Genomic DNA, 17987 nt, shown 5'->3' on the forward strand with positions numbered 1-17987 from the left:
GGGTGACGATCACCTGCGTGACCGATCTTCTCGAGACCACCCGCCCGGCCGGCGCCGGCAAGACCGACATCGGCAAGATCGCGGCGGCCGCCGGGCTCGCGGTCGTACTGTGGGGTTCGTCGTTCGTCGCCATCCGCGGCATCGCGCACGCGCTGTCCCCGGGACCGCTGGCGCTGCTGCGGCTCGCCGTCGCGGCCGTCACCCTGACGGCGATCGCGCTGACCCGGCGGCCGGTCCGGGTCCGGGTGACGCGCACGGCGTTCCTCCTGGTCGCGGCCTACGCCGTGGTGTGGCTCGCCGGCTACACCGTGGCCCTCAACGCGGGCGAGCAGCACGTCGACGCGGGGACGGCGGCCCTGCTGGTCAACCTGGCGCCGCTGCTGGTCGCGGTCGCGGCCGGGAAGTTCCTCGGCGAGGGCTTCTCGCGCTCCCTGGTCGTCGGCTCGCTGGTGGCGCTGGGCGGAGCGGCGCTCATCGCGACGGCGGCCACCGGGCAGCGCAACTGGGCGGGCGTCCTGCTGTGCTTGCTGGCCGCCGTGCTGTACGCCGCGGGCGTGATGGTCCAGAAGGTGGCCTTGCGTCACGTCGACGGCCTCACGGCGATCTGGCTCGGCTGCGTCGTCGCCACGGTGGTCCTGCTGCCGTGGGCACCCCAGCTGATCGGCGAGCTGCGGGCGGCGTCGGGAACGGCCGTGCTGGGCGCGGTCTACCTCGGCGTGTTCCCCACGGCGATCGGGTTCACGGCGTGGGCGTACGCGCTGCGCCGCATGGACGCCGGCCGGCTGACGACGGTGACCTACGCGGTGCCGGCCGCGTCGGTGCTGTTGTCGTGGCTGCTGCTGGGGGAGATCCCCACGCTGTACGGACTCATCGGCGGGGCGCTCTGCCTGGCCGGGGTTGCCATCTCCCGCAGGCGGTGAGCGGCCGTTCGGCGCTTTACGGGCCAGGGGAATGGTGCCTACGGTGCGCTCGCACCCATGCGGCCGGTCCGTGCCGACCACGGCTGAAGGAGGTCAGGTGTTCCGCAAACACAGACGCAGTACCCGCGCCACCGTCACGGTGCTCGCGGCGGCGATCCTGCTCGCGGTTCCCGCGTTCGCCGCCAGTAGCAGTGCCGCCGTCGATCCGGGCTCCGCGCCCTGGCTGGACGCCCGGCGGCCGGTGCCGGCGCGGGTCGAGGCGCTGCTGCACGCCATGACACTGCCCGAAAAGGCCGGGCAGATGAACCAGCAGCTGGTCACCACGCTGACCGACCCGAACGGCACCACGTGCGGGAACAACGGTTTCAACCTGCCCAACCCCGAGTGCATGCGAAAGATCCTCGTCGACGCGCACGTCGGGTCGATTCTCGCGGGTGGCACCGAAAACCCGGTCGACACCACGGGCAAGGGCGGTGTCGGCAACACCGGCTACGACTGGGCCACCGAGTACAACATCATCCAGCAGTTCGCGATCAAGAACTCGCGCCTGCACATCCCCGTGGTGTTCGGCATCGATGCGGTGCACGGCTTCGGCCACCCGTGGCAGGCGCCGCTGTTCCCGCACTCGATCGGCATGGGCGCCACCTGGAACCCCGCGCTCGCCCAGGCCGGCGGCAAGGCGACCGCGGACGCCCTGCGCGCCACCGGCTGGACCTGGAACTACGCCCCGGTCCAGGACATCGCGCGCGACAACCGGTGGGGCCGCACCTACGAGACCTGGGCCGAGCAACCGGTCCTGTCGTCCGCGCTGGGCGCCGCGAACGTCAAGGGCCTGCAGACGCCCGGCAAGCGCGGTGAGCTGAACGTCGGCGCGACGGTCAAGCACTTCGCCGGCTACTCGCAGTCGATCAACGGCCACGACCGGGTCGAGGCGCTGCTCCCGATGAACTACCTCCAGACGACGATCCTGCCGCCGTACGCCGCCGGGATCGACGCGGGCGCCCGGACGGTGATGGTCAACTCCGGTTCGATCAACGGCGTTCCCGCCACCGCGTCGCGCTACCTGCTGACCGACATCCTGCGCAACCAGATGCGCTTCCAGGGTGTCGTGATCAGCGACTACCAGGACGTCACCGCGTTGCAGACCGCCTACCACATCGCGCCGGACCTGCCGGGTGCCATCGCCGCCGCCGTGAACGCGGGCGTCGACATGAGCATGCAGGTGTCCGACGCGGCCGGGTGGCAGGCCGCGATCCTGCAGGCCGTCAACACGGGCCAGATCTCGCGCGCGCGGATCGACCAGGCCGTGCGCCGCATCCTCACGCTGAAGTTCCAGCTCGGCCTGTTCGACCAGCCGTGCGTGGCCGACCCGGCGAAACCGTGCGTCGACGCGAACGCCGCCAACGCCGCCGTCACCGCGGGCCGCGACCAGACGCTGCAGGCCGCGCGGGAGTCGATCACCCTGCTGCGCAACGAAAACAACGCGCTGCCGTTGCCGGCCGGCGCGAAGGTCGTGGTCACCGGTCCGAGCGCGGACTCGATGACCAACCAGCTCGGCGGCTGGAGCGTGAGCTGGCAGGGCGTGGCGGGTGCCGGGCACGTGTGCTGCATGGGCCCCGAGAACCAGATCCCGCCGGGCACCACCGTGCTGGACGGCATCCGGGCCGCGAACCCGGCCGCGGTCCACGCGCCGGACCAGGCCAGCGCCGTCGCGGCCGCGGCGGACACCAGCGCCTATGTGGCGGTCGTGGGGGAGAAGGCCTATGCGGAAGGGCTGGGCGACAACCCGGCGCCGGCCCTGCCGCCCGACCAGCAGGCCCTCATCTCGGCGCTCCAAGCGACCGGCAAGCCGGTGATCGTCGTGGTCGTCGCGGGCCGGCCGGTCGGGCTGGGCCCGGCGAAACAGGCGAACGCGGTGCTGATGGCCTACCAGGGCGGCACGGAAACCGGCACGGCCGTGGCGGATGTGCTGTTCGGCAAGGTGAACCCCGGGGGCAAGCTGCCGATCAGCTGGCCGTCCGACGCGCCGGCCGTCGGCGGCGACTTCGCCGGCACGGCGCCGTCCCCGCTGGGGGACCAGCCGAAGTTCTTCGACCAGCTGCCCAGCACGGCGTCCGGTCAGGGCAACGCCTACAACCCGCAATTCCCGTTCGGTTACGGCCTGTCGTACACGACGTTCACCCACACGAACCTGGCGGTGACACCGAAGGTCGCGCGCGACGGCACGGCCACCGCGACGTTCACCGTCACCAACACCGGTACCCGCGCGGGCACCGACATCGTGCCGGTGTACGTGGCCCAGCCGGTGAGCCAGGTGGTCGTCCCGCCGCAACGGCTGGTCGGCTTCGCGCGGGTGACGCTCGACCCGGGCCGGTCCCAGGTCGTGCGCGTGTCCTTCCCGGCGTCGGCGCTGGCCGTGAGCGCGGGGGACATCAACGCGTCCGGCCCGCCCGTCGTTCTGCCGGGCAACTACGTGCTGCAGCTGAACAAGAACACCACGACGCCGTACGCGGTGGACGTGTCGGCGCCGTTCGTGATCCGGTAGCGCCGGGCCGGCCCGCGGGGGCGACGCCGACATCGCCCCCGCAGGCCGGTCAGGCCAGCCCGAACCGCTCGGAGTGCACTCGCCGGGCGGGAACATCCAGCTCGCGCAGGGCGGCGAGCACGGCCGAGGTCATCGCCGGCGGGCCGCAGACGTACACGTCCCGCTCGGCGATGTCGGGGACCAGGGCACGGAGGGCGTCCGGCGCGAACGGCGTCGCGCCCTCACTCGTCCGACCGGTGAGCAGGTGCAGGCGCCCGCCGCGGTCCGCGACCAGGGTCCGCACCTCGTCGGCCAGCACGGCGTCGGCTTCGCCGCGCACCCGGTGGAGCACGACGACGTCGCCCGCCGGTTCTTCCTCCAGCAGGGCCCGGATCGGCGTGATCCCCACTCCGCCGGCGATCAGCAGGGCGCCGGGCCGCGTCCGGTGCACCGAGGTGAACGCGCCGTACGGTCCCTCGACGAACACGCGGCTCCCGACCGGGACGTGCCGGAGGCCGGCGCTGGCCGTCCCGGCCGCCTTGGCGGTCAGGCGCAGCGAGCGGCCGTCGGGTGCCGCCGACAGCGAGAACGGATTCGCCAGCCACCAGCGGTTGTGCCCGGGGAACCGCCAGATGCAGAACTGGCCGGCCCGCGCCGGGAACCGGTCGAGCCGGCGGCCGGTGACGTACACCGACACCACGTCCTCCGCCTCCGGCACGACCGCCGAGACCCGGAACCGGTGATAGGCGTTGCGCCACAGGGGCAGCACGATCCGGCCGGCGACCAGGGCGCCGAACGCGAACAGCCACAGGACCCACCAGTACGCCGTCGCGAACACGGACGAGCTGAAGGTCGTGGTCTCGAGCAGCTGGTGGACGAACGCCAGCCCCAGCGCCAGGTACAGCAGCAGGTGCACGCCGTGCCAGGTCTCGTACCGCAGCCGCCGGCGCACCGACCGGGCGGAGACCGCGGCGACCACGACGACGATCGTCGCGGCGCAGATCCCGAGCAGGGACGCCGGCACGCCGGCCAGCGCGAAGAACGTCTTCACCATCGGCGCGCCGTCCAGCAGCGCGTAGCCCAGCACCACCAGTACGGCGTGGGTGAGGATCGTCCACAGCAGCGTGAAGCCGGCCCACCGGTGCCACACCGTCAACCGGTCCATCCCGATCCGGCGGTCGAGCCACGGCAGGCGGGCCACCAGCAGCAGCTGGAACAGCATCAGCACGGCGGCGTGCAAGCCGACGAACTTGGCGACCGTGAGCACGCCGTTCTTGCCGGTCCCGGCGGTGAGGAAAAGGGCCTCGACGATCACCAGGTTGACGAGGACGAAGATCCACAGCGCCCCCCGGCCCGCGGCGGCGGGAGGCACGGGGCGGTGCCGCACCCGGGGAACCGTCGCGTTCACCGCCGGCCCTCTCGTGTCCACATGAGGCATCGCTCCAGACCCGGCGGCCGTCGCCGGTAGTGGGTACATGGATAGCACGCCTGCCCGGTTCGGTTCTGCCAAGCCGGCCGGCTGAATCGGACGCTGTCACGGCCGCACCGCGTTCTGACGTGCGTCCTCCGGCGTGGGGTCGACTCGTTCGAGCTTCGTCCAGCCGGTCCAACCGCGCGTCCTCAGCAGCTCGATCAGCCGGCGAGCCGGCGGGGCCGTGTCGAAGGCCAGCCTGTCCATCAGTTCGGCGAACGGTGGCTCGACATCGGTGTCGCCGGCACCGTCCTCGGCCAGCTGCGTGATGTAGGTGGCCAGCTTGTCGGCCAGCTCGACCAGCTCCGCGTCATCATCGGCGTGGTCGAGAGCCTGTCCCAGGGTGCGGTAGAAGTCGATGAGCGGTGGATCGGCGACCTGCTCCCGCTTGCGCGCCGCCCACTGCGGGATTCGCTCGGGTGAGTGCGCGGCGAGCAGGATCCAGCCGTCCCGCTCGACCTGGACGATCCGCTCGTCGACGCCGAGCGCCCGCAGCCGGTCGAGGATCCCGGCCACCTCCGGGGGCAGCGCCAGAGTGTCGCCGGAGGCGAGGCGGCGGATCCGCTCGCGATGCAGCTGCCGCTCCCGGATTTCTGCCCGGAGCTGCCTGTCGACGTCGGTGATCGCCGCGCCGAACTCCTCCTCGCCGGCGTGGAGCAGTTCCCGTACCCGCGAGAGCGGGACCCCGGCCTCGGCGAGGGTCCTGATCCTGATCAGCTCGACCACGGCACCGGCGTCGTACCTCCGGTACCCGGAGCGGTCGCGCTCGGGTTCCGGCAGCAGCCCCTTGGCGTGGTAGTGCCGCACCGCCCGCACGGTGACCCCCGCGTACGACGCCAGCTCGCCGATGGTCAGCATCGGTCCAGTGTCCACGGCCACGGCACAGCGCGGATCAGCCGGGCGATCTCCGGAGCGTGGGTGATGACGAGCCGGTGGTCGGCGTCGAGCCACGACGTGGCGACGTGCGGCCGTGCGCGGACGAGCCGCTCGACGCCCGCCCGCCAGTTCCGGTTGCGCCACTGCGTACGCACGTCACCGCTGTTGCCCGCCATCGAGGTCGACATGATCATGTGGACCGGGCGGTCGATCTCCTGGTACCGGTCGAGGATGCCGGAGCGCACCGCCTCGATCTCGAGGTTGAGGCCGAGGAAGTCCTGAGGGGTCAGCAGCACCTGACGCGCGGTGCCCGTGGCCCGCTCGAACTCGTGCCGCAGTCCTTCCGCCATCGCGCGGAACTCCGGCAGGCCGGCTTCGGTGAGGAACGGCGCGGGAACCGGGTTCGCGCCGTCGACGAGAACGAGCCCGGCCACGGCGCCCGGGTGCCCGGCGGCGTAGTGCACGGCCAGGTCCGCGCCCAGCGAATGGCCGACGAGAAGTGGCGAGCAATGTCCCAGCGCCGTCATGACGGCGTCGAGATCGCCGAGGAACGCCTCGAAGGTGTACCGGTCGGCGGGCGAGGAGAGCCCGTGGCCCCTGAGGTCGAAGGTCACCACGTCGTAGCCACGGCGCAGCAGGTCGATCAGCTCGTGCAGGTCGGCCTGGGTGGTGAGGAGCCCGGGGCACAGGACCAGCGGCTGTCCCCGGCCGCCGCGCGAGACCGATATCGAGACGCCGTTGTGGTGGACTTCGAACTGACTGGCTTTCGGAGTCATGGCAACCATGCTGAGGGGTTGACCTTGCGTCAGGGTCAACCCCTCAGCAGCGCGAAGATCTCTCCGCCCCGCCGCACGAGCAGCTGACTACGCCGGCAGCGTCCGCCGCAGGAACTCGGTGGTCAGCTCCCAGGACCGGGCCGCCGCTTCGGGGTGGTGGAACATCGGCGCCACGTTGTTGTGGAACGCGTGCCCGGCCTCCTCCTGCACGTGGATTTCCGCCCGCGGGTGGGCAGCCACGGCCGCCTCCACCACGGCCACGTCGGAGCGCGGGATGTACGGGTCCTGCCCGCCGAAGTGGAACTGGATCGGGCACTCGACCCGGGACAGCCCGTCGATCTGTTCCGGCACCCGCGAGCCGTAGAACGACACCGCCACGTCCGGGTCGCCCTCGGCCGCCGCCGCGAAGGTCAGCGAGCCGCCCAGGCAGAAGCCCAGGACGCCCACGCCGCCGGTCACCGACGGCAGCGAACGCAGGTGGGCGATCGTGGCCAGGACGTCCGACAGCCCCAGCTCCGGGTCGAAGGACCCCGCGACCTCCATCGAAGCGGCGACCCCGGCTTCGTCGTGCGTCGACGACCAGCCGGGCGCGGTCCGCCAGAACAGTTCGGGGACCGCCACCACGTATCCCGCGGCGGCGAGGTCGGCCGCGACCGAACGCAGGTAGTCGTCCAGGCCGAAGATCTCCTGGACCAGCACCAGGCCCGGACCGCGGCCGGACGGCGGGAGCCACAACGGAAGCTTTGTCAGCACACTCTCCATCCGGGTCACCGTACTGGTTCCGCGGCCGGGCGCGTCTTAAGTTGAGGTGCCGACCAAGGAGGTTCGATGGCTGAGCAGACCAAGTACGTCCTGGACGAAAGCGATCTCCCCACCCAGTGGTACAACGTCATCCCCGACCTGCCCGAGCCCCCGCCGCCACCGCTGCACCCCGGCACGCGCGAGCCCGTCGGCCCGGACGACCTCGCCCCGCTGTTCCCGCAGGCGCTCATCGCCCAGGAGGTGACGACTGATCGCTATGTCGACATCCCGGAGGAGGTGCGGGAGGTCTACCGGCTCTGGCGCCCGTCGCCGCTGTTCCGCGCGCGACGGCTGGAGAAGGCGCTGGGCACCCCGGCGCGGATCTACTACAAGTACGAAGGCGTCAGCCCGGTCGGCTCCCACAAGCCGAACACCGCTGTGCCGCAGGCGTTCTACAACGCGGCCGAGGGCGTCACGCGGCTGACCACCGAGACCGGCGCGGGCCAGTGGGGGAGCGCGCTCGCCTTCGCCTGCGCCCAGTACGGCCTCGAGTGCGAGGTCTGGCAGGTGCGCGCGTCCTACGACCAGAAGCCCTACCGCAAGCTGATGATGGAGACGTTCGGCGCGACCGTCCACCCGAGCCCGTCCGAGCTGACCGAGTCCGGTCGCGCGATCCTCAAGGACCACCCGGACTCCACCGGCAGTCTCGGCATCGCGATCAGCGAAGCCGTCGAGCAGGCGGCGCAGGACCCGGACGCGCGGTACGCGCTCGGCAGCGTGCTCAACCACGTGCTGCTGCACCAGACCGTCATCGGCGAGGAGGCGCTTCGCCAGTTCCGGCTGGCGGGCGACACGCCGGACGTCCTGGTCGGCTGCACCGGCGGCGGCTCCAACTTCGGCGGGCTCGCCTTCCCGTTCCTGCGCGAGAAGCTGGCCGGCCGGATGGACCCGGTGATCCGCGCGGTCGAGCCGGCCGCCTGCCCGTCGCTGACGCGCGGCAAGTACGCCTACGACTTCGGCGACACGGCCGGGCTCACGCCGCTGCTCAAGATGCACACGCTCGGCCACGAGTTCATCCCGGACCCGATCCACGCGGGCGGCCTGCGCTACCACGGGATGTCGCCGCTCATCTCGCACATCTACGAGCTCGGCCTGATCGAGGCGCTCGCCATCGGGCAGCAGGAGTGCTTCGCGGCGGGAGTGCGGTTCGCGCGGGCCGAGGGCATCATCCCGGCTCCCGAGCCGACGCACGCGCTCGCCGCGTGCATCCAGGAAGCGTTGCGGTGCAAGGAAACCGGCGAGGAGAAGGTGATCCTCACGGCGCTGTGCGGCCACGCCCACCTCGACCTGCCCGCCTACGGCGCCTACCTGGCCGGGAACATGGTGGACGACGAACTGTCCGAGGCGACCCTGGAAACCTCGCTCGCCACCCTGCCTTAGCGCCCGCTTCAAGCGCCCCAATGTGGCCTTGGTTGCGCTCAACGCACCGAAGGCCACATTGGGTGCGTTGGACGCACCGAAGGCCACATTGGGGCGCTAGTGGACGTCCGGGATCTCCGGACGGGTCAGCTCGGTGCGGGCGGTCGCCAGGACCACGCGGTCGCGGCCGCCCGCCTTCGCCTCGAACACCGCGTCGTCCGCGGCCTGCAGCAGGATCGTGTACTCCGTGGCCGTTTCCGGGTACACCGCCGCGCCGATCGAGGCCGTCAGGCCGCTGATCACCTCGGGCTTGCCCGGCCGGACGACCGGGACCGGCACCTCGATCCGGGCGATCGCCGTGCGGATGCGGTCGGCGACGGACGCGATCTCCGCGCTCGTGGTGCCCGGCAGCAGCACCACGAACTCGTCGCCGCCGAAGCGGCCCACGTAGTCGCCGCCGCGGACCGAGCCCTGGATCGCCGCCGCGACCGCGCGCAGGACCTCGTCGCCGGCCAGGTGGCCGTTGCCGTCGTCGATGGCCTTGAAGTGGTCGATGTCGATCATCAGCACGCCGGCCGTCGAGGACAGCTCCGCGGCGCGCGCCAGTTCGTTGCGGGCCAGCTGGACCCAGAACTCCGGCGCGAGCAGCGCTGTCTTGGAGTCCGTGCGCGCGGCCGCCTGGAACTGGGGGAGCAGCAGGCCGATGTGGAGCGCCACCGGCGTCACCATGAGCACGGGCAGCAGCCACGGCCGGACCGTCATCACCAGCGCGATCCCGCAGCCGACACCGACCGCGGCCAGCACGATCAGCACGTCGGACGGGTTGCCGAACGCCTGCCGCGGCGGCTTTCCCGGGTTGCTCATCAGGATCGCGACGATCACCAGCACGTAGTTCAGTCCGAAGTAGACGATCCCGGACGTCAGCAGTGCCAGCATCCCGCCGAAGCCGTCCAGGTGGGGCACGTACGGCGCCGTGTGCCCGGTGCCGGCCCACAGCACGGCCCCCGAGGCGGCGCAGGCCAGGATCACCGTGGCGCCGGAGAACACTTTCCGGTGAATCACGCCGCGTCGCTTGTAGACGCGGACCCACGAATGGGCATAGCTGACGACGATGACCAGCGTGGCCAACGGCGGAGGCAGCAGGAGCAGCCCGGCGAAGATCCAGATCGACTGCAGGTGCATGTGCGGACGGCCGTCGGCGGCCAGTTCGCGGATGCGCTCGATGCGTTGCGCCGCTTCGAGGTGCACGATCTCGCCGGCGAGGATCAGTCCACACCAGAGCAGTGACTGCGTGGTGATCGGCACGAGCGCGGCCGTCGAGACGACCACGAGCAGCGCCAGCGCGTCGACGACGAGGACATAGCCGAACACCGGAGTGGCCAGCTTCCACATCGCCCACGTTCGGATACCTGATCGTGGACGTTCTGAGCTGGGCTTTCGCCCTGGGGACCCGGACAATCCCACGAAACGCCCTTCTGCTCAGGATGAAACTCTTCGCAGAATTCGTCACTGTAATCGAATGAACGCGGTGTGTCACTAGGCCGGTCAGGCTACGGTCCGGTTACGCACCGTGCCAGTTCCCTCACAACCAGGAGAAAATCATGTCGCACTTCCTGACCGGCAGCAACATCGTCCCGTCCCGCCGCCGCCGTGGCCAGCGCCCGACCGACTGGACCCGGCAGCTCCCCACCGACTGGACGCGCGCGATCCCGACCGACTGGACGCCGCGGCAGCTGCCGACCGACTGGACCGCTCGCGAACTGCCGACGGACTGGACGGTCCGAGAGCTGCCGACCGATTGGACCCACCCGGGCGTCGCGCCAGCGCAGTGCCCGACGGACTGGACCCCCCGCCGCATCCCGACCGACTGGACGCGGTCCTGACGACGGCCCGGTGACCGGCGCGCCGCGTCGGTCACCGGGGTTCCGGGCCGTTCCCGGCCGAAACTGTCGGTCCCCGGCGGTAGCGTGGAAATCGGGGGCTGCTCAGCCCGGGGTTTGCGCTCGTCGCCGCGGGCCGGCCGCGCGAAACGGCACCGCTCACCGAGGGTTCCGGTCGTGCCCACCCCCACAACCGAGCCGCGCGAAACAGCGCCGCTCACGCAGATCCCGGCTGCGCCCGCCGCCACAGTCCGGCCGCGCCGAGCGCCGCCACCACGCCGATCGCCCCCGCGCCGGCCACCACGCTGTGCGGCGCCGCCCGCTCGGCCGCCACGCCGGCCAGCACCACGCCCAGCCCCTGCGACACCCGCAACGCCGTCAGCGCGAACCCGAACGCCTGCGCCCGCTGCGCGTCCGGCGTCAACTGCACGAACGTCGTGTTCGCGATCAAGTTGTACGAACTGGCCACCCCGGACAGCGTGAACAACGTCAAAGTGGCCACCAGGTCCGGTCGCAGCGCGCACCCCAGCAGCGCCGCGCACGCCAGCACCGCCAGCGGCCCCAGCAACCGAGCCTGAAAACCAGGCGGGATCCGCGACAGCGCCGCCATGCCCAGCACGTTCCCCAGCGCGTACGCCCCGAGCAGCAGCCCGACCACCGCCGCGCCGCCGCCGAGCTCGGCGGCGTACGGGGCCGCGATCGCCTCACCCGCGATGTAGATCCCCGACACGCAGCCCAGCGCCACCAGCGCGAGGCGGCGGCGGTCGCCGACCACCACCGTCCAGCCCGCTCGGACGTGGCGCCACCAGCGCACTCCCGGTGCGGCCCGCGGGGGCCGGGGCCGCACACCGGCGGTCAAGAACACCGCCGACACCGCGAAGCTGGCCGCGTCCGCCATGAGGGCGCCGCCGGTGCCGATGGTCGCCACGAGGAGCCCGCCGAGCGCGAACCCCGCCACCTGGCCCGCCTGCACCAGCATCATCAGCAGGCCCATACCCGGCACGAACCGCTCGCCCGGCAGCACCTGCGGCAGCAGCGCGGCCCGCGCCGAGTTCCAGACCGGGTTGAACAGCTGGACGCCGACCAGCAGCGCCGCCACCGCCGTCAGCGGCAGGCCGGGCAGCGCCATCGCGGCCACCGCGCCCGCCCGCAGGACGTCCGCCAGGACCATCACCGTCCGCGGCGGGTGCCGGTCGGCCAGCCCGGACAGCAGGGGCCCGCCGACGAGGTCGGGCAGGAACGTCAGCGCGTAGGTCAGCGCGGCCCAGCCCGGCGAGTTCGTGCGGTCGTAGACCAGGATCGACAGCGCGACCCTGGCCAGCTGGTCACCGGTGACCGAGACCAGCTGGGCCGAGAACAGCGCCCGGAACTCGGTCACGGCGAGGACGTCCCGGAACCCCGCCGCCCGTGCCGTCATGGGCACCCACGGTACCGCCGCGGACGCCCAGGGTGAACGTCCGTTAGGAGGTCACTGACCCCCGCCGCAGACGATTTTCGGCTGCGGGTTGTAGTGGACGGTCCGGGTCGAGCGGCTCACTTCGCGGCCGGTGTTGACGTCCTTGAGCACGCGGGTGTCGCTCGTGGTGAACCCCTTGGCGCCGTTCGACGCGTGGCAGTTCTCCGCCGGCCCCGGCTTGGTCGGCGGGTCGCTCTGGTTGCTCTGGCCGCCCGGGATCGACTCCACCGTGTAGCGCTTGGTGCCCCACAGCTTCACGGTGATCGACGACGGCGTCCAGATCGTCTGGATCGCGATGCCGGTCGGCGCGTCGTTGGTGAACTTGAGGTCGATGACGCTGGACCCGTTGGGGTTCTGGAACACCGTCGCCTCGCGCGCGGCGGGGTAGCGGCTGATGTAGTAGCTGTGCTCCTTGTGCCCCGCGTCCTTCAGGCCCGCGAAGTACGACGCGTTGTACAGCGTGGTCGCGAACTGCGAGATGCCGCCGCCGACCTCGCGGCCGGGCGCGCCGTCCTTGATCACGCCGGCCTCGACGTAGCCCTGCGCGGTGCCGCGCGGGCCGGTGAAACCGTTGAGGCTGAAGGTTTCCCCGGGCTTGACGATGGCGCCGTTCACCTTCTGGGCGACGGTCCGGATGTTCACCCCGGAGTCGGAGGCGAACTTCTCGGTCGTGAACTCGCCGACGACCTCCTTGATGCCCAGCTGGTTCGCCTGCTCGGTGGTCACCTTCGCGGGGCTGTCCTTGTAGATGGCCGGGACCTCGCGGCCGTCGGTCTTCTTCAGCACGTCGGGCAGCGGCTTGAGGCTGGGGTCCCAGTCGATGGTCCGGCCGTCGGTGGAGGGGTCGACCGTGGGCTTGCCGCCCTCGAAGACGACGGTGGCGTCCTTGCCCTCCTTCTCGGTGGACTTCAGCTGCGGCCCGGCGGCTTCGGCGATCTTCGCGTTGTCGATCTTCGGCGTCAGCCCGCCGCCGTCGGCGGGTTCGAAGGTGATGGCCGCGGCGATCGCCTCCGGCTTCACGGTGGCGTTCTTGCCCTCGCCCTTGACCACCAGCGGGCCGGAGACGGCGGGCCGGGCGAACCCGTCGAGCGCCGCCTGGATGCCTTCGGGCGTGGTGCGGACCGGCGTGCTGGTCACCGGCAGCGCCAGGGTTTCCCCGCTCGCCCACTTCTCGACGACGGCGGCGGTCGCGGCCGCCACGTCGAGCTTCTGCCCGGTCTTCGGCGGCACGGCGACCGGCTCGGCACCCTCGAACTTCACGGTGCCCTCGACCGGGTCGCGGTCGACCTGGCCGCGCAGCGTCTCCAGCGCGGCGGCGAGCTTGGCCTGGTCGGAGTGGCTGACGACGCCGACTTCGCGGCTGGAGAACAGCGACGACAGGCGCGTGAAGGGGTTCAGCGGCTGCTCGCCGGCCTGGTCGAGGGTCTGCGGCCAGTCGAGCTTCAGCCCGGCGAGCGTCGGCGACAGCGTGCCCTGGTACTCGCCCGCGGTGACGGCGAGCGGGCGCGTCAGCCGCGGCTCGATCTTCCCGCGCAGCTCCTGCTCGGCGGCCTCGCGGCCCATCCCGCCGACGTCGACGCCGGCCACGGTCACCCCGCGCGGGACGCTGCCCTGGCTGACCAGGAGGTCGATCCCGTAGATCGCGACGAGTGCGCCGAACACACCGCCCGCGATGAACCCGGCCTTGCGGTAGGAGCGCTTCGCGGGGGCTTGTCCCGGTGCCGGCTGCGGCCGGACGGCCGGGAGGACATCGGTCTGCTCGCCGTGCGAGCCGGGCCAGTGCGGTTCGTGTTGCAACTCTCCACCCCTTCAACGCGGCACCGGGTTGCGTCGGTGACAGGAACAGCGTACGGGGCACCCGGACAAGCCGAACGACTCGCCCTAACGGGGGATCAACCGGTCACAGATCGGTGAACTGGGGCAACCTCACCGCGCGTCAGGTTCGGGATTCCGCCCGGCCCGCGCCAGGAAGTCGAAATCACACCCCTCGTCGGCCTGCGTGATGTGTTCGCTGTAGAGCGCCCCGTAACCGCGTTCGAACCGGGACGCCGGCGCCGTCCACTCGGCACGCCGCCGTGCCAGTTCCGCATCGGACACCTCGAGCCGCAGTGTCCGCGCCGGAACGTCCAACGTGATCGGATCGCCGTCGCGGACCAGGGCCAGCGGGCCGCCGACGTGCGACTCGGGTGCCACGTGCAGGACACAGGCGCCGTAGCTGGTGCCGCTCATCCGCGCGTCGGAGATCCGGACCATGTCCCGCACCCCCTGTTCGAGCAGGTGCGCGGGGATCGGCAGCATCCCGTACTCGGGCATGCCGGGGCCGCCGAGCGGGCCGGAGCCGCGCAGCACCAGCACCGAGTCCGCGGTGATCGCCGGGTCGTCGATCCGCTTCTTGAGGTCGGCGTGGTTCTCGAACACCACGGCCGGGCCGGTGTGCGTCAGCAGGTGCTTCTCGGCGGCGATGTGCTTGATGACCGCGCCCGAGGGCGCCAGGTTGCCGTGCAGCACCGCGACCCCGCCCTCGGCGGCGACCGGGTTGTCCCGCGTGCGGATGACGTCGTCGTTGTGGACCTGCGCCTGCGCGAGGTTCTCGCCGAGGGTGCGACCGGTGACGGTGGGCCGCTCGGGGTGCAGCAGGTCGGTGAGCCGCGAGAGCAGCCCGGGCAGGCCGCCGGCGTAGTAGAAGTCCTCCATCAGCCAGTCGCCGCCGGGGCGGATGTTCGCCAGTACGGGCACGCGCCGCGCGATCGCGTCGAAGTCGGCCAGCGAAACTCCGATCCCGCTGCGGCCGGCCATCGCGATCAGGTGGATCACGGCGTTGGTCGAGCCGCCGAGCGCGAGCACGGTGGTGATCGCGTCGGCGTAGGCGCGCTTGTCCAGCACCTGCGTGATGGTGAGGTCTTCCCAGACCATCTCGACGATCCGCGCGCCGCTGGCGGCGGCCATCCGGTGGTGTGCCGAGTCGACGGCGGGGATCGACGCGGCCCCCGGCAGCGTCACGCCGAGGACCTCGGCGGCCGACGTCATGGTCGACGCCGTCCCCATGGTCATGCAGTGCCCCGGTGAGCGGGCGAGCCCGCGCTCCAGTTCGGACATTTCGGCGTCGCCGATCAGCCCGGCGCGCTTGTCGTCCCAGTACTTCCACATGTCGGTGCCGCTGCCGAGCACCTCGTCGCGCCAGTGTCCGCGCAGCATCGGCCCGGCCGGGACGAAGATCGCCGGCAGTCCCGCGCTGGCCGCGCCCATCAGCAGCGCCGGCGTGGTCTTGTCGCAGCCGCCCATGAGGACGGCGCCGTCGAGCGGGTAGGACCGGAGGATCTCCTCGGTCTCCATGGCCAGCAGGTTGCGGTAGAGCATCGGGGTCGGCTTCTGGTAGGTCTCCGACAGCGTCGCGACCGGGAACTCCAGCGGGAAGCCGCCCGCCTGCCAGACACCGCGCTTGACCTGCTCGGCGCGTTCGCGCAGGTGCATGTGGCACGGGTTGATGTCCGACCAGGTGTTGAGGATGCCGATGACGGGTTTGCCGAGGTGCTCTTCCGGGTTGTAGCCGAGCTGGCGGCCGCGGGCGCGGTGGCTGAAGTTGCGCAGTTCGTCGCCGCCGAACCACCGGTGGCTGCGGAGTTCCTCGGGTCGCTTCATGCGATCCAGTATGGCATCTGATATACGATCGGCGGACCTGGTTGAATTGGGGTTCACGGATTGAGGGAGCACGCCATGACCGGGACGTTCAGCCTGCCCGCCTCCCGGACCGAAGTGGTCCTGGAGGAGATCCGCCGGGGCATCCTGACCCGGGAGCTGGTGTCCGGCCAGCCGCTCGTCGAGGCGGAGCTGGCCGCGCGGCTGGGCGTGTCGAAGACCCCGGTGCGCGAGGCGCTCAAGGTGCTGTCGAACTCGGGCCTGGTCACGTTCAGCCCGTACAAGGGCGCGTCGGTGATCACGGTCGACGCCGAACTCGCGAAGTCCGTCTACGACGTGCGGATGGTGCTCGAACCCGAGGCCGTCCGGCGGACGGTCGAGCAGCGCGACCCCGAGCTGCTGGAAGACGCGGCGGAGGCGCTCAAGGAGGCGTCGACGGCGATCGCGGACAAGGACCAGGCCGCGCTGAGCCTGCTCAACCGCCGGTTCCACCGCGCCCTCTACCGCGGCTGCGGCAACCCGCTGATGGTCAGCATCCTCGACGACCTCAAGGACCGCGCGGCGCTGATCAGCATCGTCGGCTGGGAGGCCAACCCCAGCTGGAAGAAGGAGCAGGCCGAGCACAAGGCGGTCCTCGCGGCGGCGAAGAAGGGCGACGCCGACGGCGCGGCCGCGCTGCTGCGCGACCACATCGGCGGGTTCCTCGAACGGGTGCTGAAGGCCATCGGATGAGGCTGCTGCTCATCTCGGACACCCACCTGCCGGCCCGCGCCCGCGAGCTGCCGGCGCAGGTGTGGGCCGAGGTGGCGGCGGCCGACGTCGTCGTGCACGCGGGCGACTGGGTCGACGTCGCCCTGCTCGACGAGCTGGAAGAGCGCAGCGAGCGGCTGATCGGCGTGTACGGCAACAACGACGGCCCGGACCTGCGGGCCCGGCTGCCGGAGATCGCCCGGGCCGAGCTGGCCGGCGTGCGCCTGGCTGTCATCCACGAGACGGGCGCCAAGCAGGGCCGCGAGCAGCGGTGCGACGCGCAGTTCCCGGACACCGACGTACTGGTCTTCGGGCACAGCCACATCCCGTGGGACACGGTGACGCCGGCCGGGATGCGGCTGCTCAACCCGGGTTCGCCGACCGACCGCCGCCGTCAGCCGTACTGCACGTACCAGACATGCCGCGTCGACGGCGGCGCGCTGGTGGACGTCGAGGTGCATCAACTGCCCCGGAGGGGGTAGACAGGTCCCATGGATCCGGCATGGGCGTTGCGGGAGATCGCGTTCCAGCTCGAACGCGCGGGGGAGCCGACGTACCGCGTCCGGGCGTTCCGCAACGCCGCGGCGACGGTCGACAAGACCGGCGCCGAGCAACTGAAACAAATGGCGGAGAACGGCACGCTGACGTCGCTGCCCGGCATCGGCAAGGCCACCGCGGGGGTGATCGAGGACGCGCTGGCCGGCCGCGACCCGGCGTACCGGGGCAAGCTCGTCGAGAAGAAGCTGCCGGACGGCGAGCCGCTGCGTTCGGCGCTGCGCGGCGACTGCCACACCCATTCGGACTGGTCGGACGGCGGGAGCTCGATCGGCGAGATGGCGGTGGCGGGCCGCGACGTCGGTCACGAGTGGATGGTCCTGACCGACCATTCGCCGCGGCTGACGGTCGCGAACGGGCTGTCCCCGGACCGGCTGCGGACGCAGATGCAGATCGTCGCGAAGGCCAACGAGCTGATGGCGCCGTTCCGGTTGCTGCACGGCATCGAGGTGGACATCCTCGACGACGGCGCGCTCGACCAGGAGGAGGAGCTGCTGGGGCAGCTGGACTTCGTGGTGGCGAGCGTGCACTCGAAGCTGCGCATGCCGGCCCGGGACATGACCCGCCGGATGCTGGCGGCGGTCCGGAACCCGCACGTCCGGGTGCTGGGGCACTGCACGGGCCGGCTGGTGGTGGGCCGTGGGCGTCCGGAGTCGGAGTTCGACGCGGAGAAGGTGTTCACGGCGTGCCGGGACAACGGGGTGGCGGTGGAGATCAACTCCCGCCCGGAGCGGCTGGACCCGCCGATGCGGTTGCTGCGGCTGGCGGCGGAGATCGGCTGCGAGTTCGCGATCGACAGCGACGCGCACGCACCGGGCCAGCTCGACTGGCTGGGGTACGGGTGCGAGCGCGCGATCAAGGCGGGGATCGGGCCGGAGCGCATCATCAACACCCGCACGGCGGACGCGCTCCTGACCCGCTGACCCCGGTTTCCCAAGCGCCCCAAGGTGGCCTTCGGTGCGTTTAACGCACCGAAGGCCACC

Annotated in this window: 15 protein-coding genes; 7 read left to right on the forward strand and 8 right to left on the reverse strand. The window is 71.6% G+C overall.

Translation table 11 applies throughout. The annotated features are described in order from the left end of the window. Positions 1 to 17: 17 nt before the first annotated feature. Positions 18 to 920, forward strand: coding sequence for a DMT family transporter (locus I4Q55_RS18260; protein WP_307793242.1), 903 nt, complete (start codon positions 18 to 20; stop codon positions 918 to 920). Between the two features lie 97 nt (positions 921 to 1017). After that, positions 1018 to 3465: a glycoside hydrolase family 3 N-terminal domain-containing protein gene (locus I4Q55_RS18265; RefSeq protein ID WP_206789189.1), complete on the forward strand. Its 2448-nt coding sequence runs from the start codon at positions 1018 to 1020 to the stop codon at positions 3463 to 3465. A 49-nt stretch (positions 3466 to 3514) separates the two neighbouring features. Here the strand turns inward: I4Q55_RS18265 and I4Q55_RS18270 are convergent, their stop codons facing one another. The 4 genes from I4Q55_RS18270 to I4Q55_RS18285 all read right to left on the reverse strand — a co-directional run bounded on the left by I4Q55_RS18270 (position 3515) and on the right by I4Q55_RS18285 (position 7329). Further along, a complete protein-coding gene (locus tag I4Q55_RS18270) occupies positions 3515 to 4831 on the reverse strand; it encodes a ferredoxin reductase family protein (RefSeq protein ID WP_307793243.1) in 1317 nt (438 codons plus the stop codon). A 147-nt stretch (positions 4832 to 4978) separates the two neighbouring features. Beyond that, positions 4979 to 5773: a MerR family transcriptional regulator gene (locus I4Q55_RS18275; protein ID WP_206789192.1), complete on the reverse strand. Its 795-nt coding sequence runs from the start codon at positions 5771 to 5773 to the stop codon at positions 4979 to 4981. Further along, entirely contained in the window at positions 5767 to 6567 is an 801-nt protein-coding gene (locus I4Q55_RS18280) for an alpha/beta fold hydrolase (RefSeq protein WP_206789193.1), read from the reverse strand. Before I4Q55_RS18280 ends, I4Q55_RS18275 begins: the two co-directional genes overlap by 7 nt. A gap of 87 nt (positions 6568 to 6654) precedes the next feature. Next, complete coding sequence (locus I4Q55_RS18285) at positions 6655 to 7329, reverse strand: dienelactone hydrolase family protein (protein WP_206789194.1); 675 nt, start codon at positions 7327 to 7329, stop codon at positions 6655 to 6657. A gap of 66 nt (positions 7330 to 7395) precedes the next feature. Here I4Q55_RS18285 and I4Q55_RS18290 point away from each other — a divergent pair, with 66 nt between their 5' ends. After that, positions 7396 to 8748, forward strand: a complete 1353-nt coding sequence (locus I4Q55_RS18290; protein WP_206789195.1) for a TrpB-like pyridoxal phosphate-dependent enzyme — start codon at positions 7396 to 7398, stop codon at positions 8746 to 8748. 96 nt (positions 8749 to 8844) lie between these two features. Here the strand turns inward: I4Q55_RS18290 and I4Q55_RS18295 are convergent, their stop codons facing one another. After that, positions 8845 to 10119, reverse strand: coding sequence for a diguanylate cyclase (locus I4Q55_RS18295; protein ID WP_206789196.1), 1275 nt, complete (start codon positions 10117 to 10119; stop codon positions 8845 to 8847). Positions 10120 to 10328: 209 nt separating this feature from the next. On the opposite strand from I4Q55_RS18295, the gene I4Q55_RS18300 reads away from it, so the two are divergent. Continuing rightward, a complete protein-coding gene (locus I4Q55_RS18300) occupies positions 10329 to 10610 on the forward strand; it encodes a hypothetical protein (protein WP_206789197.1) in 282 nt (93 codons plus the stop codon). 214 nt (positions 10611 to 10824) lie between these two features. Here I4Q55_RS18300 and I4Q55_RS18305 read toward each other — a convergent pair whose 3' ends face one another. From I4Q55_RS18305 to araD, 3 genes are all read right to left on the reverse strand, one after another. Continuing rightward, positions 10825 to 12024 carry an MFS transporter gene (locus tag I4Q55_RS18305; protein WP_206789198.1) on the reverse strand — a complete coding sequence of 400 codons (1200 nt, stop codon included), beginning with the start codon at positions 12022 to 12024 and terminating at the stop codon, positions 10825 to 10827. A 51-nt stretch (positions 12025 to 12075) separates the two neighbouring features. Next, entirely contained in the window at positions 12076 to 13860 is a 1785-nt protein-coding gene (locus I4Q55_RS18310) for a VanW family protein (RefSeq protein WP_206789200.1), read from the reverse strand. 129 nt (positions 13861 to 13989) lie between these two features. Continuing rightward, complete coding sequence (gene araD, locus I4Q55_RS18315; protein WP_206789202.1) at positions 13990 to 15702, reverse strand: L-arabinonate dehydratase; 1713 nt, start codon at positions 15700 to 15702, stop codon at positions 13990 to 13992. A 75-nt stretch (positions 15703 to 15777) separates the two neighbouring features. Between araD and I4Q55_RS18320 the strand changes: the two genes are divergently transcribed. Genes I4Q55_RS18320 through I4Q55_RS18330 form a run of 3 tightly spaced genes read left to right on the forward strand, consistent with a single transcriptional unit; the run spans position 15778 to position 17927 of the window. Further along, on the forward strand, positions 15778 to 16431 hold the full coding sequence (locus tag I4Q55_RS18320; protein ID WP_206789204.1) for a GntR family transcriptional regulator: 654 nt from the start codon (positions 15778 to 15780) through the stop codon (positions 16429 to 16431). After that, positions 16428 to 16931 carry a metallophosphoesterase gene (locus I4Q55_RS18325; protein ID WP_206789206.1) on the forward strand — a complete coding sequence of 168 codons (504 nt, stop codon included), beginning with the start codon at positions 16428 to 16430 and terminating at the stop codon, positions 16929 to 16931. Before I4Q55_RS18320 ends, I4Q55_RS18325 begins: the two co-directional genes overlap by 4 nt. 9 nt (positions 16932 to 16940) lie before the next feature. Continuing rightward, positions 16941 to 17927: a PHP domain-containing protein gene (locus I4Q55_RS18330; protein WP_206789207.1), complete on the forward strand. Its 987-nt coding sequence runs from the start codon at positions 16941 to 16943 to the stop codon at positions 17925 to 17927. The last annotated feature ends 60 nt before the right edge of the window (positions 17928 to 17987 follow it).

Source organism: Amycolatopsis sp. MtRt-6, assembly GCF_017308975.1.
In the GTDB taxonomy this organism is placed as follows: Bacteria; Actinomycetota; Actinomycetes; order Mycobacteriales; family Pseudonocardiaceae; genus Amycolatopsis.